20 protein-coding genes and 1 pseudogene are annotated in these 21,553 nt (G+C 36.4%); 5 read left to right on the top strand and 16 right to left on the bottom strand.

Features of this window, described 5'->3' with window-relative positions; genetic code table 11:
- Positions 1–137 precede the first annotated feature (137 nt).
- Genes TKV_RS02235 through panD form a run of 4 tightly spaced genes read left to right on the top strand, consistent with a single transcriptional unit; the run spans position 138 to position 3,013 of the window.
- A complete protein-coding gene (locus TKV_RS02235) occupies positions 138–995 on the top strand; it encodes a Rossmann-like and DUF2520 domain-containing protein (RefSeq protein WP_049684581.1) in 858 nt (285 codons plus the stop codon).
- A complete protein-coding gene (panB, locus tag TKV_RS02230) occupies positions 988–1,812 on the top strand; it encodes a 3-methyl-2-oxobutanoate hydroxymethyltransferase (RefSeq protein ID WP_049684580.1) in 825 nt (274 codons plus the stop codon). Before TKV_RS02235 ends, panB begins: the two co-directional genes overlap by 8 nt.
- On the top strand, positions 1,809–2,660 hold the full coding sequence (gene panC, locus TKV_RS02225; RefSeq protein WP_049684579.1) for a pantoate--beta-alanine ligase: 852 nt from the start codon (positions 1,809–1,811) through the stop codon (positions 2,658–2,660). Before panB ends, panC begins: the two co-directional genes overlap by 4 nt.
- Positions 2,660–3,013, top strand: a complete 354-nt coding sequence (gene panD, locus TKV_RS02220) for an aspartate 1-decarboxylase (protein ID WP_049684578.1) — start codon at positions 2,660–2,662, stop codon at positions 3,011–3,013. Before panC ends, panD begins: the two co-directional genes overlap by 1 nt.
- Positions 3,014–3,045: 32 nt before the next feature.
- Here the strand turns inward: panD and TKV_RS02215 are convergent, their stop codons facing one another.
- From TKV_RS02215 to TKV_RS02195, 5 genes and pseudogenes are all read right to left on the bottom strand, one after another.
- Positions 3,046–4,971, bottom strand: a complete 1,926-nt coding sequence (locus tag TKV_RS02215) for an aconitate hydratase (RefSeq protein ID WP_049684577.1) — start codon at positions 4,969–4,971, stop codon at positions 3,046–3,048.
- Between the two features lie 26 nt (positions 4,972–4,997).
- Positions 4,998–6,149 carry a homocitrate synthase gene (gene nifV, locus TKV_RS02210; RefSeq protein WP_049684576.1) on the bottom strand — a complete coding sequence of 384 codons (1,152 nt, stop codon included), beginning with the start codon at positions 6,147–6,149 and terminating at the stop codon, positions 4,998–5,000.
- A 131-nt stretch (positions 6,150–6,280) separates the two neighbouring features.
- Positions 6,281–7,108, bottom strand: a complete 828-nt coding sequence (gene glcT, locus TKV_RS02205) for a glucose PTS transporter transcription antiterminator GlcT (protein ID WP_049684575.1) — start codon at positions 7,106–7,108, stop codon at positions 6,281–6,283.
- Positions 7,109–7,125: 17 nt separating this feature from the next.
- Positions 7,126–7,611, bottom strand: coding sequence for a PTS sugar transporter subunit IIA (locus TKV_RS02200; protein WP_049684574.1), 486 nt, complete (start codon positions 7,609–7,611; stop codon positions 7,126–7,128).
- Positions 7,612–7,723: 112 nt separating this feature from the next.
- Positions 7,724–8,362: pseudogene (locus tag TKV_RS02195) on the bottom strand (glucose PTS transporter subunit EIIB); the annotation flags it as partial.
- Positions 8,363–8,460: 98 nt separating this feature from the next.
- Here TKV_RS02195 and TKV_RS02190 point away from each other — a divergent pair.
- Positions 8,461–9,036 carry a Uma2 family endonuclease gene (locus TKV_RS02190; protein WP_003869250.1) on the top strand — a complete coding sequence of 192 codons (576 nt, stop codon included), beginning with the start codon at positions 8,461–8,463 and terminating at the stop codon, positions 9,034–9,036.
- Positions 9,037–9,082: 46 nt separating this feature from the next.
- Here TKV_RS02190 and TKV_RS02185 read toward each other — a convergent pair whose 3' ends face one another.
- The 11 genes from TKV_RS02185 to TKV_RS02135 all read right to left on the bottom strand — a co-directional run bounded on the left by TKV_RS02185 (position 9,083) and on the right by TKV_RS02135 (position 21,441).
- Positions 9,083–10,030: a DUF7916 family protein gene (locus TKV_RS02185; protein ID WP_049684573.1), complete on the bottom strand. Its 948-nt coding sequence runs from the start codon at positions 10,028–10,030 to the stop codon at positions 9,083–9,085.
- Between the two features lie 288 nt (positions 10,031–10,318).
- Positions 10,319–11,614, bottom strand: coding sequence for a pyrimidine-nucleoside phosphorylase (locus TKV_RS02180; RefSeq protein WP_049684572.1), 1,296 nt, complete (start codon positions 11,612–11,614; stop codon positions 10,319–10,321).
- 15 nt (positions 11,615–11,629) lie between these two features.
- Positions 11,630–12,799, bottom strand: a complete 1,170-nt coding sequence (locus TKV_RS02175; RefSeq protein ID WP_049684571.1) for a phosphopentomutase — start codon at positions 12,797–12,799, stop codon at positions 11,630–11,632.
- A 42-nt stretch (positions 12,800–12,841) separates the two neighbouring features.
- Positions 12,842–13,249 (bottom strand): cytidine deaminase, encoded by a 408-nt coding sequence (locus tag TKV_RS02170; protein WP_049684570.1) that lies wholly within the window; start codon positions 13,247–13,249, stop codon positions 12,842–12,844.
- A 14-nt stretch (positions 13,250–13,263) separates the two neighbouring features.
- On the bottom strand, positions 13,264–13,989 hold the full coding sequence (locus TKV_RS02165; RefSeq protein ID WP_003869244.1) for a GntR family transcriptional regulator: 726 nt from the start codon (positions 13,987–13,989) through the stop codon (positions 13,264–13,266).
- A 15-nt stretch (positions 13,990–14,004) separates the two neighbouring features.
- Entirely contained in the window at positions 14,005–14,928 is a 924-nt protein-coding gene (locus tag TKV_RS02160) for an ABC transporter permease (protein WP_003869243.1), read from the bottom strand.
- Positions 14,925–15,983, bottom strand: coding sequence for an ABC transporter permease (locus tag TKV_RS02155; protein WP_003869242.1), 1,059 nt, complete (start codon positions 15,981–15,983; stop codon positions 14,925–14,927). Before TKV_RS02155 ends, TKV_RS02160 begins: the two co-directional genes overlap by 4 nt.
- Positions 15,983–17,512: an ABC transporter ATP-binding protein gene (locus TKV_RS02150; RefSeq protein WP_049684569.1), complete on the bottom strand. Its 1,530-nt coding sequence runs from the start codon at positions 17,510–17,512 to the stop codon at positions 15,983–15,985. The genes TKV_RS02155 and TKV_RS02150 overlap by 1 nt, the downstream gene beginning before the upstream one ends.
- A gap of 58 nt (positions 17,513–17,570) precedes the next feature.
- Positions 17,571–18,629, bottom strand: coding sequence for a BMP family lipoprotein (locus TKV_RS02145; RefSeq protein ID WP_049684568.1), 1,059 nt, complete (start codon positions 18,627–18,629; stop codon positions 17,571–17,573).
- 415 nt (positions 18,630–19,044) lie between these two features.
- Positions 19,045–19,221 (bottom strand): hypothetical protein, encoded by a 177-nt coding sequence (locus TKV_RS02140; protein WP_236617309.1) that lies wholly within the window; start codon positions 19,219–19,221, stop codon positions 19,045–19,047.
- A 240-nt stretch (positions 19,222–19,461) separates the two neighbouring features.
- Positions 19,462–21,441 (bottom strand): methyl-accepting chemotaxis protein, encoded by a 1,980-nt coding sequence (locus TKV_RS02135; RefSeq protein ID WP_049684567.1) that lies wholly within the window; start codon positions 21,439–21,441, stop codon positions 19,462–19,464.
- Positions 21,442–21,553 lie beyond the last annotated feature (112 nt).

Here is a 21,553-nt window from a genome sequence, read left to right as displayed (position 1 = left end):
CATACACTTAATTTTAAAAACTCAATAGGGCTTACTTAAAGCCCCGCCAGGATCAAAAGACCGGGACGGGAGAGGAAATTGCCTTCCCATCGGTGGAAGGTTTTTGTTTGTCTCCCATGTAAAAGGAGGGAAAACTATTGAAAATTGGATTTGTCGGGGCTGGCATTGTAGGAACAAGCCTCGCTTTTTTATTATCAAAAAGCGGCACCGATGTTTCGGGTTTTTTAAGCAGGAGTTTTGAGTCAGCTAAAAGGTCTGCGACGCTCACAAAAACAACAGCTTTTAGCTGCTATGAAGAACTACTTAAAAATTCTGATGTAATCATCATAAGCACAAATGACAGTAGCATATCAGATGTCGTTAACAAATTACTTGAACATAAAGATATGCTAAAAGAGAAAATATTTTGCCATTTGAGCGGAGCTTTAAGCTTAGAAGTTTTACATCCTCTTAACCTTGAAGGTGGATATATTATGGTGATGCACCCCATTCAGACATGTCCCTCCTTTGATGCAGCTTTAGAACTTCTCCCAAAATCCTATTTCACTTTAGAAGGGTGTGAAAAAGCAGTTAAAATTGGAAAAGAAATTGTAAATAAGATCTCAGGCAAATACATAGTTGTGGAAAATATAAATAAACCTCTTTATCACGCTGCTTGTGTTGTAGCCTCAAATTACCTCGTAGCTTTGTCAAAACTCAGCCTACTTCTTTTAAAAGAATCTGGCTTTCCTTTTGAAGAATATTCTGATGCTTTAATACCTTTGATGGAGGGGACTTTAAAAAACATAAAAGAAAAAGGAATAAACGGCGCCTTAACTGGCCCTATAGCAAGAGGAGATGTAAATACAGTAGAGCTCCACCTTAAAAACATACAAGATCAAAATCTCATAAATCTTTACAAAAACTTAGGAAAATTAGCTCTTGAGATATCCTATGAAAAAGGAAATTTGAGTAAAGAAAAATATTTTGAATTGGAGGGCATTTTAAATGGATAAAAAAGTAACAACTCTCACATTAAAAAAATTTAAAAGAGAGGGCAAAAAAATAACAGCTTTAACCGCTTATGACTTCCCCACAGCTAAAATCCTCGATAATTGCGGAATTGACATGATTTTAGTAGGAGATTCCCTTGGAATGGTGGTTTTAGGATACCAAAGCACAATACCTGTCACAATGGAGGACATGATACATCACACAAAAGCCGTTTCAAGGGCAGTAAATCGTGCCTTTGTAGTTGCCGACATGCCTTTTATGTCATATCACATATCAAAAGAACAGGCTATGACAAATGCTGCAAGGCTTATTGCAGAAGGCGGAGCTCACGCCGTAAAGTTGGAGGGTGGAGAAGAAATAGCTTCCATAGTCAAAGCCATAGTAGATGCAGGAATACCGGTGGTAGGCCATCTCGGACTTACTCCTCAATCAGTACATCAATTGGGAGGATATAAAGTCCAAGGCAAAGAAAAAGAGAAAGCCAAAAAAATTTTTAACGATGCAAAAGTATTAGAACAAGCTGGCATATGTGCCCTGGTGCTTGAAAGCATCCCAATGGAGCCTGCAAAAGACATTACAGAAAATATTTCAGTTCCAACTATTGGAATAGGAGCAGGTCCTTACTGCGATGGCCAAATCCTCGTCACCCATGACATGTTAGGTATAACACAAGGTCATAGGCCTAAATTTGTAAAACAATACGCAGATATTGAAAAAATAATGATAGAGGGCATAAATGCCTACATTAAAGAAGTACAACAAGGTTTGTTTCCAGATGAAGAACATTCTTTTACTTTAGAAAAGAGGGAGAATAAATGATAGTAACAGATAAAATTAGTGATGTAAGAAATATAATTAAAGAACAAAAATTGTCAGGTAAAAAAATTGGACTTGTACCTACAATGGGATATTTGCACGAAGGCCATTTGTCCCTCGTAAGAATTGCAAAAAAGCATTCAAATTTTGTAGCTGTAAGCATATTTGTAAATCCAATTCAATTCGGACCTAATGAAGACTTTGATAGATATCCTCGAGACTTGAAAAGGGATTTAAAACTTCTTGGTAAAGAAGGATGTGACCTTGTTTTTGCTCCTTCTGTACACGAAATGTATCCTTCTGAACTTCTCACAACAGTAAATGTAGATAAAATCACTGATAAACTTTGTGGAGCTTTCAGGCCCGGTCATTTTAAAGGCGTCACAACAGTTGTGGCAAAATTATTTAACATTTTCACACCTGACATCGCAGTTTTCGGACAAAAAGACGCCCAACAAGTTGCAGTAATAAAGAAAATGGTGGAAGACTTAAATTTCCCTGTAGAAATAATCAAAGCGCCTATTGTAAGAGAAGTTGATGGTTTAGCAATGAGTTCAAGAAATGTCTATTTAAATCCTGAAGAAAGAAAAGCAGCTTTAATACTTTCGAAATCTTTAAAAGAAGCTGAAAAATTACTTCTAAATGGCGAAAGAAATGCTAATACTATAATAAAAAAAGTAAATGAAGTCTTAAACTCAGAGCCTTTATGCAAAGTGCAATATGTCTCCTGCGTTCATCCTGATACATTAGAAGACTTAACTTATATAAAAGATAAAGCACTTATTGCAATAGCTTGCTTTATTGGGACAACAAGGCTTATAGATAATCTATTGTGGGGGGGAAATATATAATGCAAAGGTTTATGATGAAATCTAAAATACACAGAGCAATTGTAACAGAGTCCAACTTAAATTACCAGGGTTCTATAACAATTGATAAAAATTTAATGGAACTTGCTAATATACTGCCAAATGAAAAAGTACAAGTTTTAAACATTAACAACGGTGCACGATTTGACACTTACGCAATAGAAGGCGAAAGAGGCTCAGGTACAATATGTATAAACGGCGCAGCAGCAAGACTATGTCAGATAGCCGATATAATCATCATAATATCCTATGCAATAATGGAGGATGAGGAAGCCAAAAATTACAAGCCCAAAGTAATATTTGTAGATGAAAACAATAAACCAGTAAATATGTAAAAAATCAAGGCACCTACTTTATAGTAAGTGCCTTAATTTGTTTTCTTTTTACTTTTTACATAATTTATCATACCGCCTGCTATGAGTACTTCTCTGTTTCTGTCTGAAACATCAAGGTCTACTTCAAAGGTTGTACCTTTTGTTTGGTTTTTCACTGTTATCCTGCCGCCTCTTCTTACTTGTTCTACCGCATTTTCTATCTTTAAAACATCCCCAACCTCAATATTGTCATAATCTTTTTCATCTACAAAAGTAAGAGGAAGAATTCCACTATTTATAAGATTTGCTTTGTGTATTCTCGCAAATGACTTTGCTATGACAGCCTTTACACCCAGTTGAAGTGGAGCCAATGCCGCATGTTCTCGGCTAGAGCCTTGTCCATAGTTGCTTCCACCGACAATTATGCCACCGCCCCATTCCATTGCCCTTTTAGAAAAGTTTTCATCTATTATTTCGAAGCAATGTTTAGCAAGCTCAGGAATATTAGACCTTAATGGCAACAATTTAGCATTTGAAGGCATTATATGGTCTGTAGTTATATCGTCTCCTACTTTAATTAGCACCCTCTTTTCTATATCAGAAAGAGGTGTATTGAGAGGGAATGGCTTTATATTAGGTCCTTTTATTATCTCCACCTTTTCCCTATCCTCTGGCGGTTTTATAATCATATTATCATTAATTTCAAATTTCTCCATATAAGGTACATAAGGTGCTTCCCCTAACTCTCTCGGATCTATTAAATACCCTGTCAAAGCTGCAACAGCAGCAACTTCAGGGCTTACGAGATAAACTGACGCTGACTTGGTACCACTTCTGCCGTAAAAGTTTCTATTAAAGGTCCTAATCGAAATTGCACCTGTTGCAGGAGCTTGACCCATGCCAATACAAGGTCCACAAGCACTTTCGAGTATTCTTGCACCTGCCGATATCAGGTCTGAAAGTGCACCATTTTTTGCAAGCATGTTAAGAACTTGTCTTGAACCTGGAGCAATTACAAGGCTTACATGTTCTGGAATAACCTTGCCTCTCAATATGGAAGCAACTTTCATCAAATCAGCATAAGAGGAATTTGTACATGACCCTATAGCAACTTGGTCAACTTTTGGCCTTCCTGCGTCTTTAACTTTTACAACATTATCAGGGCTATGAGGAAGTGCTACTAAAGGTTCCAGTTCATCAAGGTTTATTTCAATGACCTCATCGTATTCTGCATCTTCATCAGCAGCCAAAGGCACAAATGCATCTTCTCTTCCTTGGGCTTTTAAAAATTCATAAGTCCTTTCATCTGAGGGAAAAATTGAAGTAGTAGCTCCTAATTCCGCCCCCATATTGGCAATTGTAGCTCTTTCGGGTACTGATAGAGTTTTTACCCCATCCCCTGAATATTCAAAAATCTTTCCAACTCCACCTTTTACAGTAAGTCTTCTTAAAAGCTCCAATATCACATCCTTTGCCGATACCCAAGGTCTAAGTTTCCCAGTAAGCCTTACATTGACAATGGAAGGCATAATAATCCTGTAAGGCTCTCCCGCCATAGCCAAAGCAACATCTAAGCCGCCTGCACCTATAGCTAACATTCCTAACCCACCTGTTGTTGGCGTATGGCTATCAGAACCTAAAAGGGTTTTCCCTGGCCTTCCGAATCTTTCAAGATGCACTTGATGGCAGATGCCATTTCCCGGCCTTGAAAAATATATGCCGTATTTTGCTGCAACAGTCTGGATGTATCTGTGGTCATCAGCATTTTCAGGACCTTGCTGCAATGTATTGTGGTCAATATAAGCAACCGAAAGTTCAGTTTTTACCCTATCTATTCCAAGAGCTTCTAATTGTAGGTACGCCATGGTACCAGTGGAGTCTTGAGTCAAAGTTTGGTCAATTTTAATGGCTATTTCTTGACCTTTCACCATTTCTCCTTCTTCAAGGTGAGAAGATAGTATTTTCTGTGTAAGATTCATTGCCCCTTCACTCCTGTAACATAATTTTATATAGCCTTTTCTCTGTTTTTGATAACATCCTCATAAAGGTACATGAGCTCTTTATCAAAAAGCGGCCTCTTAAGTTGTATAGCTAATTTTCTGACATGAGGCAAAAGTTGATTTGCTTCTTCTTCTGTTAAAACTCTGCCGTATTCTTTAAATTTATTTATAAGAGCCGCAGTCCCAGAATGCTTGCCTATCACAATCTGTCTTTCAAGGCCTACTTCATCAGGATTAAATATTTCATATGTGTGAGGATTTTTAAGGGCACCATCTACATGAATACCTGACTCATGGGCAAAGACATTTGTTCCAACTATAGCTTTCCATGCTGGTAACTGTCTTCCTGAGGCCAAAGCAACGTATTCAGAAATTTCCCTAAATCTAGTTGTATCTATTCCTAAATCTATTTTGTAGACGTGCTTTAATGCCATTACAACCTCTTCTAAAGCAGCATTTCCGGCTCTTTCGCCAAGGCCGTTTACTGTAACTCCTATAAACTTTGCCCCTGCTTTCATACCTGCAAGAGCATTGGCAGTAGCCATCCCAAAGTCATTATGAGTATGCATTTCAATATCAATGTCAACAGCTTCTTTTATTGCCTTGACCATATCATATGTTTTAAAAGGATCCAAAAATCCTACGGTGTCGCAAAATCTCAAACGATCAGCTCCTGCTTGTTTTGCGCATTTTGCAAATTCAATAAGGAAGTCCATATCCGTACGAGAAGCATCTTCTGCGTTGACAGAAACATATACACCCTCTTTTTTGGCAAACCTAACTGCTTCTGTCATATTGTCCAAAACCCATTGCCTTGTCTTTTTAAGCTTGTGCTCAATGTGAATATCCGAAGTAGACACAGAGATTGCAACAGCATCAACACCGCATTCCAAAGATTCCTGAACGTCTTTTACAACTGCTCTATTCCATGCCATTATACTGGCATTCAATCCAAGCTTTGCAATTTTTGCAACAGTTTCTTTTTCGTCTCCTCCCATTGTCGGAATACCTACTTCTAATTGGTCTATCCCGATTTCATCCAACATTTGTGCAATTCTGATTTTTTCGTTATTTGCAAACACAACCCCTGCAGTTTGCTCTCCATCCCTTAAAGTTGTGTCAACAATGTAAACTTTCTTGCCCTTTTTAAGAGTCATTCCGCTTCCCCCTTCAAAAACCCTTTATAAGATATTTTATATGTAACCACTTATAAAGTCAATAGTATTTTGCAATTTTGTATTATAAAAATTGCAAAACCCGAACTAAAATTAATTTTAGTTCGGGTTTGTTAAATAGTATTGATTAATCGCTGAATGTGTATTGCAATATATCCTATTTCTTCCTCAGGCACTTTCTTTCCTAACGTATCTTCTATTACTTTTGCTACTTGTATTTCTATATTATAAGCTTTTTTGAATTTTTTCTTTATAGAGGCCAAAAGTTCATTTGCCACAGGAGCATTTTTTTCTAATCTATCAATAGCAAAACGCAGGTGAGTTACAAGTCTTAGATAATCAATCGAATCTCTATCAATATGTTTCCCTAGGTGTTTTTCAATTGTTGACACTAATTGAGATACCAATCTAGTATTTTTTAAAGTGTTTGATAAGCCAGCATTTTCTAAAGCAGCATGCAAGTGAAGAGCTATAAAGCCTGCTTCATCCTCAGGAAGTGAAATGTTAAGCCTTTGATTTATCAATTCCAGCGCTTTTAATGCAATATTATAATCATCTTTATACAAAGCTTTTATTTCTATATTAAAAGGGTTTTTTATTTCTATTCCCATATTTATTCTTTCAATCGCAAAGGCAATGTGATCAGCAAGTGCAATGTGTATATGCTCATTAAGTTTTTTGCTTTTTATTCTTTCTGCCATCGCTATTATTTCTTCTGCAATACCTATTACATCTCCTCTTATCTTTTCCATCAACTCAGAAAACTTAATCTTATTAACATCCTCTTGTACATAAAATATTTTCTCTAATTTATCTTCTTCAATAATATCACCCGGTCTTTTGCCAAATCCTATACCTTTCCCCACAACTATGCATTCCACATTTTTATCATCCTTTGCCATACACACGTTATTGTTAAGAACTTTTATTACCCGATACATAATCAATACCTCACTTTTTACTTGAGGTATACTCTCATAACCTTTGTGTTTCCAGCCTTTACTTCCTCACCATCAGGTTCTTTTACAATTTTATCCACTATATCCATATTAGTAATAATAATTGGAGATGTCAATGGGTGTTCTTTTTTAACCAATTCCATATCAAATTTTATCAACTTATCTCCTACTTTGACTTTTTCACCTTCGGAAACAAAACTTTCAAATCCATTTCCTTTCATTTCTACTGTATCCATCCCAATATGAATTAGTATTTCTAATCCTTCTTCTGTTTTTATTCCCAAAGCATGTTTTGTAGGAAATAATTGTATAAGAGTTCCATTAACCGGTGAATATACAATACCTTCTGTGGGTTCTAATGCCACTCCATCTCCTACCATTTTTTGAGAAAACACAGGGTCTGGGACATCTTCAATTTTTAATAATCTGCCATTAATAGGAGAATATATATCTACGTATTTTTTCTTTTTAAATATGTTAAACATGTAATCAGCCCTTTCTGTATTTTTTATAATATCTTATTATACCCATATATTTCAAACTTCTTAAAATAATTTTGATGGCGGCCAGTTTACGGCCGCCTAAAACATTTTCACCTTAAATTTTACCTCCTGCTTTTTTCATGTGTTTTTTCATTTCTTGTGCAATCAAATCAGCTTTTGTACCAACAATTACCTGCAGCGCATTTTTGCCCATTCTCATAACACCTGTTGCTCCTAATTTTTTAAGTTTATCATCGTCTATTATTGTATCGTCTTTCACAGTCAAGCGCAACCTTGTTATGCAAGCCTCCAAAGACTGGATGTTTTCTGCTCCACCCAATACTTCTACGTATTGTGCAGCAATATCACCAAGTTCTGATTTTGACATGTCTGCATATTGGTCAACAGCTTCTTCTTCTAATCTGCCAGGAGTTGGCAGGTTGAATTTCACTATTATATAGTAGAAAATTACATAGTATATTGCACCATAAATTATACCTATTAGAAGGAGCAAAAGAGGTTTTGTAGCTATACCATAACTTAAGATATAGTCAATGAGACCAGCTGAAAAGCCAAAGCCATCCTTTATACCAAGAACATAAGTTATAGCAAGAGATAAACCTGTCAAAAGAGCGTGTATTACATAAAGTACTGGCGCCAAGAACATAAATGAAAATTCAATAGGCTCTGTAATACCTGTTAGAAATGCTGTAAGAGCTGCACTTATTAACACACCAGACACAGCTTTTCTTTGGTAATCGCACCCTCGTTTTTCATTGAATTATTTGAAAAATAATTTATAATTAAAGTTAAGGAATAATAAAAATATATTTAAATTGGAGGTTTCTGATAATGCCTTTGCCAAAAGAAGATAAGGTATATACTTATGGTGACCTTTTGATGTGGCCAGAGGAAGAAAGAATTGAATTAATTAATGGACAGCCTTTTATGATGACACCTCCATCGAGAATTCACCAAGAAATTTCAAGAGAACTATTAACTGCTTTTTCTGTATATCTGAAAGATAAAAGTTGTAGAGTATACAGTGCACCTTTTGGTGTAAGGTTTCCTTCTGGCAATGAAAAAAGTGATAAAGAAATAAAGACTATCGTTGAACCGGATATAGTGGTCGTATGTGACGAATCAAAGTTAGATGATGAAGGATGTAAAGGAGCTCCTGACTTAATTGTAGAAATTGTATCACCATCTACTGCAAGAAAAGATAAGGTAGAAAAATTTAATCTATACGAAAAAGCGGGAGTAAAGGAATATTGGATAGTCGAACCTGAGCAAAAAGTCGTTATGGTGTTTATCCTTGAAGATGGACGTTACAGAATAGTTAAAACTTACTCAGAAGATGATAGCATAAAAGTGAGTATCTTCGATGACCTCACTATAAATTTAAAAGACATATTCAAAAGAGTGTAAAAAGGCCTATAATGATTTCACCATAGGCCTTTTTTTATAACCATAATTACTTATTCAAAGAATATGCCATTCTCCTATAAGTATGCCTTACTCCTCTTATAGCAATAGAAAGTGCCATTATGTTTTCAGGAAGTGCCACTCCTGCATATCCTGCATCTCCTATATGCTGTATGTCTGCTCCCGCCATTTTTGATTGAACCCCGATAAATTCTATTGTGCTTTTTTGTGAACCTTCTTGTGAGGTGCCAATTGTCGTCATTGCCAAGGCACCTTCTTCATGGACGGCTTCTATCTGCCTTTTAGCAAGATTTAAATCAATTCCTGGAACAGTACCAGGCGCTGGTATCAAAATACAGTCGGCACCTGCTTTTACAAAATCTTTTAAAATTTTGTCTTCATATATGTTTCCTGAACCAGCACCGTGCATTTTTCCGGCAATGATCATCATATTTTCGCCCAAAATCTCTTTTGCTAATTCTATTCCTTTTATTATCGTGCCTACACTTACCCCTGTATTGGGATTCCCAGTTATAACGATATAATCAAATCCGTATTCTTTAGCTTTTAAAAGATTTTCTTTATTTAATTTTCGTCCCTCTACATATTCTACTCCTTCAGGAACAAGCTCTATATTTACACCTATAAACCTTCCAACAATTTTTTTAACTCTCTTGATGTAGTCAAAATCTTCTGCGTTTTTGGAGGCTATTTCGACTATTTTTTGTAATTCAGAAGGCCCAGCTGAAAAGTTTATTCCTGCATCATCTATACCAAAAATAAATGGTTTTTGAAAATCAAAAAAATTCAACGTAATCATATCACTGCCAAAAGCCGCTGCAAGCTCCATGTTTGATACTCCATAAACCAGCGGTGGAACTGTTACAATAGTCTCTGCCATTACCGTCCTTCCTTCGGAAGTTTTGATTGTTTCAATGAGTGTATTTTTGTCCATTCTCTCAATGTCTTTCATTGTAAGCTCAAAAATCCTTTTCATAAAAATCCTCCTCTCTCAAAATTAAAAGCTGGCAAGGTAATAGCTACCTTACCAGCTCATGCCGTAACCCGTCGCACGCTGTTTAACTAAATTATATACCATGAAGTAGTGTATGTCAATTATTACAACTGCATCACTATACTTGTAATTTTCTGCATATTAGCTTTTTGATTTTCTGCATACTCAACTTTTAAATACTCGAGCATAAAAGCTGGAGACTTTAATTTATACGTAAAAAGTTTGTCAACAGTCTGAAGCGATTCTATTTAGTAAGAATCGCTCAGAGTACTACTCAAATATCAACGTCGGCCTTTCAACAGGTTCATCTGAGAGCAAAATGTATTTTTTGATTTCATTGAAAGCCCATTCAGCTTTACCCTCATCATTAGCATATATCGTCGCAATAGGCTCACCTTTTCTAACTATATCTCCAACTTTTCCACCTAACACTATACCAACTGCTAAATCTATTTTGTCTTCTTTTTTCTCTCTTCCCGCTCCTAACTTCATCGCTACAAGGCCTAAATCTAAAGCCATCAGGTCTTTTATATATACATCCCTGTCGGCAATCCAAGGTCTTATATACTTAGCCTGTGGTAAAAGTGATAAATCGTCAACTACTCTTTCATCTCCACCTTGAGCCTTTATAAATTCTTTAAATTTTTGTAGGGCTTTTCCGCTATCAAGTGCTTCTTTTAGCTTTGCCCTCGCCTCTTTGTCGTCTTTTGCAACACCTGCAATTTGAAGCATATCAGAACCAAGTAGCATACATACTTCCAATAAATCTTTAGAACCATGACCTTTCAATACTTGAACAGCTTCTACTATCTCAAGTGCATTTCCTATCGCAAGCCCTAACGGATAATCCATATTTGTAACGTGGGCTACAGTCTTTCTCCCTACAGAATTTCCTATATCCACCATCAACTTAGCAAGGGCTTTGGCACTTTCTAAGTCTTTCATGAAAGCTCCTCTTCCAACTTTTACATCTAATACTATTCCATCCGCTCCTGCAGCAATCTTTTTACTCATTATAGAGCTCGCTATAAGCGGAATAGAATCTACTGTCGCAGTAACATCCCTTAATGCATATAACTTTTTATCTGCAGGAGTGAGATTTTTTGTCTGCCCAATCACAGCAATACCGTATTTATTTACGTTGTCAATAAACTCTTCTTCGCTGAGTTCTACTCTCATTCCTGGTATTGACTCCAGTTTGTCTATCGTTCCACCAGTATGCCCTAAACCTCTTCCTGACATTTTGGCAACAGGAGCTCCACAGGCTGCTACCATAGGAGCAAGTACTAATGTGGTAGTATCAGCTACACCACCGGTTGAGTGTTTATCCACTTTGATTCCTTTAATCGCTGATAAATCCATCACATCGCCAGAATAAGCCATAGCCATAGTAAGATTGGCAGTCTCTTCTGGCGTCATTCCCCTAAAATATATGGCCATTGCTAAAGCGCTCATCTGATAATCAGGAATATAATCTTTTGTGTAAGAAGAGATTATAAAATCAATCTCCTCTTTTGTAAGAACTCCACCATCTCTCTTTTTCATTATAAGGTCATACATTCGCATAAATTATACCCCCACTCATAAAGGTAATTCCTTCAAGAAAGATGTGCCATGTTTTGTAGGTCCAACTTTAAATATCTCGGCTATTGTAGCTGCAACGTCTGAATAAGTACTTCTCACTCCAAGATTTATTCCATGTTTCATTGAAGGACTATAAACTAATAGTGGTACATACTCCCTTGAATGGTCAGTACTTGGTGTAGTAGGGTCACACCCATGGTCAGCAGTTATAATTAGTAAATCTTCCTTTGTAAGTTTTCCCATTATCTCAGGAAGTCTGTTATCAAAATGTTTTAGAGCTTTTGCATATCCTTCAACATCATTTCTATGGCCATACAACATATCAAAATCAACTAAATTTGTAAAAATCAAGCCATTTTTAATGTCATCCATCGCTTTTATAGTAGCTGTAATGCCTTCGTCATTGTTTATCGTATGGTTTTTTTCAGTAATTCCCTGTCCAGCGAAAATATCCTCAATCTTTCCTATAGCAAAAACCTCATATCCAGCTTCTTTTAACATATCTAATACTGTAGGTTCAAAAGGCTTTAACGAAAAATCTCTCCTATTTCCTGTTCTCACAAAATTTCCAGGAGTACCGGTAAAAGGTCTTGCAATTACTCTTCCTACCGCATGGTCTCCTTTTAGTATTTCCCTGGCAATTTCACAAATTCTATAAAGCTCTTCAAGAGGTATCACATCCTCATGGGCTGCTACTTGAAATACGCTATCAGCAGAAGTATAAACTATAGGATATCCCGTTTTTACATGTTCTTCTCCCAATTCCTTTATTATCTCAGTTCCTGAAGCAGGCTTATTTCCTAAAACTTTTCTCCCAATCCTCTTCTCAAACTCTTTGATAATTTCCTCAGGAAAACCATGGGGATAAGTAGGGAAAGGCTTTTCAGTAATAAGTCCTGCTATCTCCCAATGGCCTGTTGTAGTATCTTTCCCTGCCGATTTCTCAGCCATTTTGCCATATCCACCAATAGCGTTAGGGTTTTCAGGAACACTTTTTAAAGGAATTATATTTCCTAGCCCTAAACGTCCCATATTAGGAAGTTCAACACCTGTCTTTTCTGTCACATGACCTAAGGTGTTTGAACCTTCATCCCCAAACTTATATGCGTCTGGCAATTCTCCTACTCCTACGCTATCCAAAACTATTAGTATGACTCTTTTGAACATTTTACCACCTCTTCTATGAACTTGTGTTCGTATTATTCCCCATTATTCCCCTAAATCTTTTGAGGTAAAAGCACCTGGCAATAAGTCTTTAACAGTAACAACAGCGTAATCGCCTTTCATATTGCTGAGTATAACGACCATGTCTTCTCCACCAAGTTCCATCATTACCTGCCTACAAGCACCACAAGGAGAGACAGGACCTTCAGTATCTGCAACTACAGCAATTGCTTTTAATTTTCTCTCTCCATTTGCATAAGCACTAAAAAGCGCTGTCCTTTCTGCACAGTTGGTAAGACCATAAGAAGCATTTTCAATATTGCAGCCTTGATATGTTTTTCCGTCTTCTGTAAGAACACATGCGCCTACTTTAAAGTGGGAGTAAGGCACATAAGCCTTCTCCCTTGCTTCTTTTGCTAATTCTACAAGTTTTTCATAATCTCTATACTCCACTTTATGCACCTACCTTATAATGTCCTTTTGCGTATAATATAAAAGTCAAATTTAGATGCGTTAAAGTAGTTAGAAGAATAAAGGATTGGCATGTTGTTTTCATCGTAATGGACTTGCTCTAAAAGAAGTATTGAATCATTTTTATCCATCATAAGTTTTTTCTCAACTACAGGGTCATGTTTTATGACTCTTATATTGGAAACTGCATAAGTTATTGTTATAGAATGCTCACTTTCAAGATAAGCAAACACAGATTGCTCAAATCCCGTAAAAGATTCCCCTACAATATTTTGAGGCAATCTATCTATACAGTAAACAACAGGCACATCATCAGCTGTCCTTACCCTTTCTACTTTATATATGATATCTCCTGGCTTTAATCTAAGATGATTTGCCTCATTTTCTGTAACAGGAAGTTTGTATACGGTAAAATCTTTTGTACCAGGCACCATTCCTTGTCTTTCAATTAAAGTGGTAACACTAAATAACTCTTCCAAGCCACTCTTTATAAGTGGTTTTCTCCTTACAAAAGTTCCTACCCCTTGCTGTTTCACTATAAGTCCTTCATCTTCTAAAATTCTCATTGCTTCCCTTAAAGTAGCTCGACTAATGCCAAATTGTTTGGCAAGCTGTGATTCAGAAGGGAGCTTGCTCCCTTCCTTCCACTGCCCTGTCTTTATCAATTCTTCCATTTTCCTTAAGGCGAGCTCATACAGCGGTTTTTTCTCAGGTAACAACATCGACATAAAATCCCCTTATTTCTTTGGTGTATAAGGTACTCCATCTGCAGCAGGTGGCACGCTCTTTCCACCGACACCCACAAGTGCAAGTATTGTCAATATATATGGCAACATCATGATTATATTCTTAGAAAATGCCGTATTCTGAAGCTGCATGCTGAGAGCTGTTGCAAATCCAAAGAGAAGTGCAGCACCAAAAGACCCAAAAGGTGTCCATTTACCAAAAATCATTGCTGCCAACGCAATATAACCTCTACCACTTGTCATATCAGGGTTGAAACTATTTAACGCACCTATTGACAGGTAAGCGCCACCCATCGCAGAAAGAATACCGCTTAATGCAACGCCAAGATACCTTAATTTTATAACATCAATACCCGCTGTTTCAGCCGCCTCAGGATTTTCACCAACTGCTCGAAGTCTTAGTCCCAAATTTGTGTGGAACAGAAAATAATCTGATATGAATAAAATTATTATCATCAAATATACTACTACACTGTGCCCACTTAAAACTTGACCTAAAAATGGTATATTCTTAATGCCTGGAATATCTATAGTGGGAAGCATAGGAGTATCAGTAGGAGTACCTGTAAAACCATACATCGTATTTAAAAGGTACGCCGTAATACCCGATGCAAAAATATTAATCGCCATACCTAAAATTATTTGATTAGCCGTTAAGCTTACAGCCGCCCACGCAAAAATCAAAGCAACTATAAGCCCTACTATTATAGCACCTAAAAATCCTAACCAAGCGCTACCTGTCGCATGAGCAAATACAACTGCAAAAAACGCTGCAATAAGCATAATACCTTCCATCGCTATATTTACGACGCCAGATCTTTCAGAAAAAGTACCACCTAGCGCAGGTAATGCTAATGGTGTGGCCATAGCCAAAGTAGCTGCCCAAAGTTGTGGGTTTAAAAATATTTCCTTCATGCTTCTGCCTCCTTCTTTTGCTTTTTAGCAAACATACCTTTTATAACTTCTGCTACTCTATGAGCTGCAACGAAGAATACTATAAGCCCTGTAATAACGTCTGCCATTTGACCTGGTACCTGCGCATTAAGCTGCATATACTGAGAACCAGTACCTAAAGCCGCAAACAAAATTGCCGCAAATATAACTCCTATCGGATTGTTGTTTGCGAGAAGCGCTACAACTATTGCTGTATAACCGTATCCAGAAGTAAAACTGTCATAAAGCCTATGCTGGACTCCTAACATCTGAACAGCACCTGCAAGTCCTGCAAAGGCGCCACTTAGTCCTAATGAAAGCACCATATTCAAAGGCACATTCATTCCTGCGTACCTTGCTGCTCTTTGATTATATCCTACTGCTCTCATTTCAAAACCCCATGTCGTTTTAAACATAAGCCAATATACAAAAATTGCAGCAGCAAGAGCAATAAAAATTCCATAAGAAAGTTGAGTGTTTTGAATCAAAAATGGTATTACTGCACTTTCCTTAATTACAGGAGATTGAGGAATTGTTCCTCCCTTCTCCATCATAGGGCCAAACTCAAGTAAAAAATGGCTAAAATATATAGCAATATAACTCATCATCATGGTAGTTATAACTTCATTAGCACCAGTATAGGCTTTTGCAAGTCCTGGAATGAGTCCTGCCCAAAGTCCTCCTGCTATCATCGCAGCTATAAGTGCAAAGGGTATATGAATATACCATGGCAATCCAGTAAAACTATAGCCTATCCAAACACCTACTATTGCACCTATCCAATACTGTCCTTCTGCACCTATATTAAATAGTCCAGCCTTAAAAGATATAGCTACACCCAATCCTGTCAATATAAGAGGTACAGCAGCTGCAAGAGTATTTGCAATATTATTAACTGAACCAAAAGCACCTATAAATAAAGATATATAAGCTGTTATAGGATTAAATCCTGTAATAAGCATTATAATAGAACCAACTATTATTGCTATAAGCACAGCTACAACAGGAATATACAGTTCTTTTAAAAGATTCTTCATTATCTCGCCTCCAATGTCGTCTTATCAAATCGTGAACCAGCCATAAGCATTCCTATTTGTTCTCTCGTTGCAGTTTTGCCGTCCAAAACATCCATAAGCTGTCCATTGTATATAACTCCAATCCTATCTGATAATGACATTATTTCTTCTAGCTCTAATGAAACGAGAAATACAGCAGCACCTTTATCTCTCAATTCCAGTATTCTCTTATGGATATATTCTATGGCGCCAACATCCATTCCTCTTGTAGGCTGAACTGCAATCAAAAGTTTAGGATTATACCCTACTTCCCTTGCTAATATTACCTTCTGCTGGTTACCTCCTGATAAATTACGTGCTTTAAGCATATATTCAGGAGGCCTTATGTCAAATTCCTTTACTTTTTTCTCCGCATTTTCATATACTTTTTTATATTGAATAACACCATAACGAGAATAAGTTGAATCTTTGTACTCCCTTAAAATTAAATTTTCTGCAACTGTGAAATCTAAAACAAGCCCATCAGTTTGTCTATCTTGAGGAATATAAGATATTCCTTCTCTGTAGAGTTGCCTTGTAGAAAAATTCGTTACATCCTTGCCATAAAATAAAATAGTACCTGATTTCTTAGGCCTTAATCCCATTATAGCTTCTACTAATTCTAACTGCCCATTTCCATCAATACCAGCCAGTCCAAAAATTTCTCCTTCTCGAATATCAAAACTTACATCTTTCACTTTTGGAACATTCTGTTGATCAACTACATTTAAATTTTTAACACTTAAAACAACATTTCCTGGCTTGTATTCGCTCTTTTCTATTCTCAATACTACTTCTCTACCCACCATCAAATTAGCAAGTTCTTGCTCATTCGTTTCTTTTGTGTTTAAAGTACCAACAGTTTTACCTCTTCTCATAACAGTAACTCTATCAGAAATCTCTAATACTTCTTCTAATTTGTGACTTATAAATATTATTGACATACCTTGTTTTACAAGTTCTCTCATTATTTCAAATAATTTTTCTGTTTCCTGAGGAGTAAGCATAGCTGTCGGCTCATCTAAAATCAAAAGTTTCGCTTTCCTATAGAAAGCCTTTAAAATTTCAACCCTTTGCTGAAGACCAACAGATAAATCTTTTACTTTTGCTTCAGGATCTATTTCTAAGTGATATTTTTGTGAAATCTCTCTTATGAGTTCATTTGCTTTTTTCCTATCGTAAGTTATGCCTTTAGGCTCTGCACCTAATACGATGTTTTCTGCAACTGTCAAAACAGGAATAAGCATAAAGTGTTGGTGTACCATTCCTATACCCTTTTCAATAGCTTCATGAGGACCACTTAGATTGAGTTCTTCCCCATCAAAAATAAGCTTACCTGAATCCGGTTTATATAAACCGTATATAATATTCATTAAAGTAGATTTGCCAGCACCGTTTTCTCCAAGTATAGCGTGAATTTCTCCCTTTTCAACTGTAAGGTTGACATTGTCATTTGCTACAACCTTAGGAAATACTTTCGTAATATTCTTTACTTCTAATATCGCGCTCATACTCCTACCTCCAAAAAGGGGCTGAACAGTATTCAGCCCCGGTTTTTATGGTTTTAGTTTATTTTGAAACTTTATCAGATACTGTTATCTTACCGTCTTTTATATCCTGTGCTAATTGATTAACTTTATCTATGATAGATTGTGGAACATCTTTATTCACTTTACCTATTCCTACACCCTCGTTTTTCAAATCAAAGTATACAATACCACTCTTGAAGTTACCATTTAAAGTATCCTTTATAACATCATATGTTGCAACATCAACCCTTTTTACTGCTGATGTCAAAACATGATCAGGAGCTAAATAGCTTTGGTCTGCGTCAACACCAATAGCATATACGTTTTTCTCTTGTGCCGCTTTTATTACTCCGTCACCAGTACCACCAGCAACTTGGAAGATTATTTCTGCACCCTGGCTTATCTCTGTCAAAGCCATTTGCTTACCTGCCGCTGGGTCATTGAAATTATTTGTATAATTGATAATAATTTTTATGTCAGGATTTACAGCTTTTGCACCTTGTTGATAACCTGCAATAAAGCTATCAACTGGTGGTATTTGCATTCCTCCAACCACACCTATGGTGTTTGTACCTTTTACTTTACCGACTTTTTCTTTCTCCATTAATCCAGCCATAGCACCTACAAGATAACCGACTTGCTCTGTCTTGAACATAGCTGATGAAACATTAGGTCTGTCTGTCACTTCTGAGTCAATTATAAGAAATTTCGTGTCTGGGAATTTTTGTGATACTTCTTCAACAGCATCATGCATCATAAAACCTACTGCAATTATCAAGTTGTACCCTTGTTGTGCAAAATTTGTTAAGTTTGGTACATAGTCTTCCATTTTCTTTGATTGTATTACGTTAACTGTAACACCTAATTCTTTAGCAGCTCTTTGCAAGCCTTCATAAGCCATTTGGTTAAAGCTGTGGTCATTGATGCCACCCACATCTGTTACAAGACCTACTTTAAAATCTTTGTTTTTAGATTCTTGTGTAGTAGTTTGGGGTTGTGTACTTTCTTGCTTTGTCTTTGAAGAGCATCCTGACAAAAGCACTGAAACTGATAACACTACAATTAACAAGGATGCTAAAATAACACGCCACCTTTTCATCATATAACCTCCTACAAAAATTTTGTTACCGTTTACCGATTTTGCACTCGGTAAACATATAAGCTTGTCTGACATCTAACTTTATTATAACTTTATTGAAGTCTCTACACAACTTTTAAATATCTTCATTTTTTTTATTCAATGTACAATTTCTCTAAAAATCTTCGTTTTTCTTTATATATCTTCAACAATTACTTTTTTTATCGAACTACCTAAAACACTCTTTCTTCCTGGAGTTGGAGAAGCAGAGGCTACTTTTTCGATCCCCACCACCACCTATTATACCAATGACATATAATTTTTGTAATACAATTGGCAAAAAAAATGTTATAATATTTTTAAAAGACTTATCCTATTTGGAGGTTTTTCAAATGAATAGTTTCCCTGAAAAGCAAAAACGTTATACCTATGAGGACTATGAGCCGTAAAGGATAAGATGTGTGTGGCAATCGACAGAACCGGGAATAGCAATCATCCCTTTTGCATCGATTTTTTCTTTTGCAGAAATTGCGGCAGGTGATTTACCTGCCGCCAAAATTTTTCCGTCTTTTATTGCGATGTAGGCATCTTCAATCTCTTTTATTCTCTCCATGTCATTTCCACAAAAGGGCGATGCCAAGAAGTGTATAAATTCTCTTAATGTTGTATATTAACAAATCCGCTTCCATTCGTATATCCTATTTTCCAAAACCATCTTTTCAGAAAAGTCTTCTATCCTCAAGTAATAATCTCATGAGAAGCTGCTTTTCCAAAACTTCGCCAAGGCACACTAAGATACTTCCGCAATGCACTTTGTGCTTTGTCTACAATCTGAAAGCGAGATTCTCCTCGCTTACTCAATTTTAAACTGTTTGATTGATTCCATAAGCATATTCGCATAATTTTTAAGCTCATTTGCTGTTGAAGCCATCTCTTCCACAATAGCTGACTGTTCTTCAGATGTAGCAGATACTTCTTCCACCGATGCTGCGGCCTCTTCTGACACCGCTGCTATGTTTTGTATAGAATCTATTATTTTGTTCTTGTGAGACTCTATCTCTTTTAAAGATTTATCGAGATTTTCTATTTTCTCTGTTATGAAATTCACTGCATGAAGTATTCCCTCAAATACATCTTTTGTGGTATTAACCACATTGCTCTGTTCTTCTATTGACTTTGTAGAATTCTCTACTGTCTTGTAAGTATCATTAATGGTATTTTGTATGTCAGATATTAAATTGGCTATGTTCCTCGCCGCTTGTGAAGACTGCTCTGCCAGTTTTCTCACTTCGTCTGCCACAACTGCAAAGCCTCGCCCTGCTTCTCCTGCTCTTGCCGCCTCTATTGCCGCATTTAGCGAAAGAAGGTTTGTCTGGTCTGCTATTCCCGTTATTGTCTCCACAATTTTACTTATCTCAGCAGATTTCTCAAGGAGATAGTTTGTGGATTCTTTTACGTTGTTATTCGCTTCTATTGTCAGTTTTGTCTTTTCAATCAAGTCTCTTATAGTAACAAGTCCTTCATTTGATACCATGTTGACATTTGCAATTTCATCGTTAATTTCATTGGCATTTTTAAGCGATTCATCGATTAGTTTTCCAAGTAAAACAGTTGAATTAGCACTTTCTTCAGCATCTTTCGCTTGGCTAGAAGCTCCTTGAGCAATCTCTTCAATGGCTTTTGCAACGTCTTGAGTGGCTTGTGCTGCTTGCTCAGAAGCGACAGCCATGTTTTCAGCAGAATGATTTACAGACTCTGATACACTTTTTATGTCAAAAACTAACTTTTTAATTCCTTCAATCATGGCGTTGAAACTATTTGCTAATATTCCCACTTCGTCTTTTACTTTGACATTAGCTTTTACTGTGATGTCTCCTTTAGCTGCTGCAGCCATAGCAGTGACTACTTTTTTTATTCCTGATGACAGTGAATTCGCAAAGAAGTAAGCTACTAAAAAGCCGATAAGGAGAACTATTATACTTACAGTAATAACAAAATTTCGTATTTTCGCAACATCTTTTGTCAATTCATAATCTCCCATCGTAACTACTGATTTCCATCCGAAATTATCAAGGTTTCTCACACTGGCAAATTTTTGAACATTATTGAAAGTGTATTGAAAGGTAGTATTATCAAGGTTCATTAACTTTTTACCAAAGTCATATTTATAAACAGAAGTAAATAACGTGTTTTTATCAGGATGGATAATGAATTTTCCATCTTTTGTAACTATGTATATATACCCTGTTTGACCGAGTTTGACATTGGATATGTTTTTAGATAGCTGCTCAAGGCTTATGTCAATACCTAAAACTCCTAATAATTTCCCATTTGGATCTATAATCGCCTTAGTGATTGTTATTACAGGAATTTTACTTGCAAAGTCCTCATACGGATCTGTCCAGACAATTTTACCCCCTGCCTTTTCAGCATCTTTATACCAAGGCCTTTCTGTGGGATCGTAATTTTCCAATTGCTGTGGTGGGTACAAAATCATCTTTTTATCAGGTGTTGCAAAGTACACATTCATTGCATCTGGCAGTGATTTTTTTGCTTCTTCTAATTTTTTGAGTACTGCTTCATCTGAAGTATCACTTCCATCATAGTGCGCTATCGCATCTGATTGTGATAAAATCCCTATTATCGATTCTGTACTTTGTTTAAAAGAAGCTATATATTTATTTAAAACTGAGAGAGCTGCCTGATTGGAATCGTTTATTTTAGATTTAAGAACACTTTCTGCGATGTTTGTTGAAAAATATCCTGTTATGACAAGGGGAATTAAAATTACCAAAAATATAAACACCAGAAGTTTTGTCTTAATACTCTTCATATTATTAACCTGGTTACCCAAACTGTGCAAAACTGTGCAGTTTGGGCAGCTAGGGTATTTGTAGTCCGCCCTTCAGACTTTCCCAGCCCCAGCAGGCGGTTTTTGGGAAAGC

The organism is Thermoanaerobacter kivui (assembly GCF_000763575.1).
In the GTDB taxonomy this organism is placed as follows: domain Bacteria; phylum Bacillota; class Thermoanaerobacteria; order Thermoanaerobacterales; family Thermoanaerobacteraceae; genus Thermoanaerobacter; species Thermoanaerobacter kivui.
This window is presented reverse-complemented; position numbering and strand designations above follow the sequence as displayed.

Bases quoted from the DNA above. Each gene is read 5' to 3' on its own strand.
- panB (WP_049684580.1), top strand. From the start codon at position 988: ATGGATAAAAAAGTAACAACTCTCACATTAAAAAAATTTAAAAGAGAG.
- panC (WP_049684579.1), top strand. From the start codon at position 1,809: ATGATAGTAACAGATAAAATTAGTGATGTAAGAAATATAATTAAAGAA.
- panD (WP_049684578.1), top strand. From the start codon at position 2,660: ATGCAAAGGTTTATGATGAAATCTAAAATACACAGAGCAATTGTAACA.
- TKV_RS02215 (WP_049684577.1), bottom strand. From the start codon at position 4,971: ATGAATCTTACACAGAAAATACTATCTTCTCACCTTGAAGAAGGAGAA.
- nifV (WP_049684576.1), bottom strand. From the start codon at position 6,149: ATGACTCTTAAAAAGGGCAAGAAAGTTTACATTGTTGACACAACTTTA.
- glcT (WP_049684575.1), bottom strand. From the start codon at position 7,108: ATGTATCGGGTAATAAAAGTTCTTAACAATAACGTGTGTATGGCAAAG.
- TKV_RS02200 (WP_049684574.1), bottom strand. From the start codon at position 7,611: ATGTTTAACATATTTAAAAAGAAAAAATACGTAGATATATATTCTCCT.
- TKV_RS02190 (WP_003869250.1), top strand. From the start codon at position 8,461: ATGCCTTTGCCAAAAGAAGATAAGGTATATACTTATGGTGACCTTTTG.
- TKV_RS02185 (WP_049684573.1), bottom strand. From the start codon at position 10,030: ATGAAAAGGATTTTTGAGCTTACAATGAAAGACATTGAGAGAATGGAC.
- TKV_RS02180 (WP_049684572.1), bottom strand. From the start codon at position 11,614: ATGCGAATGTATGACCTTATAATGAAAAAGAGAGATGGTGGAGTTCTT.
- TKV_RS02175 (WP_049684571.1), bottom strand. From the start codon at position 12,799: ATGTTCAAAAGAGTCATACTAATAGTTTTGGATAGCGTAGGAGTAGGA.
- TKV_RS02165 (WP_003869244.1), bottom strand. From the start codon at position 13,989: ATGTTGTTACCTGAGAAAAAACCGCTGTATGAGCTCGCCTTAAGGAAA.
- TKV_RS02160 (WP_003869243.1), bottom strand. From the start codon at position 14,928: ATGAAGGAAATATTTTTAAACCCACAACTTTGGGCAGCTACTTTGGCT.
- TKV_RS02155 (WP_003869242.1), bottom strand. From the start codon at position 15,983: ATGAAGAATCTTTTAAAAGAACTGTATATTCCTGTTGTAGCTGTGCTT.
- TKV_RS02150 (WP_049684569.1), bottom strand. From the start codon at position 17,512: ATGAGCGCGATATTAGAAGTAAAGAATATTACGAAAGTATTTCCTAAG.
- TKV_RS02145 (WP_049684568.1), bottom strand. From the start codon at position 18,629: ATGAAAAGGTGGCGTGTTATTTTAGCATCCTTGTTAATTGTAGTGTTA.
- TKV_RS02140 (WP_236617309.1), bottom strand. From the start codon at position 19,221: ATGGAGAGAATAAAAGAGATTGAAGATGCCTACATCGCAATAAAAGAC.
- TKV_RS02135 (WP_049684567.1), bottom strand. From the start codon at position 21,441: ATGAAGAGTATTAAGACAAAACTTCTGGTGTTTATATTTTTGGTAATT.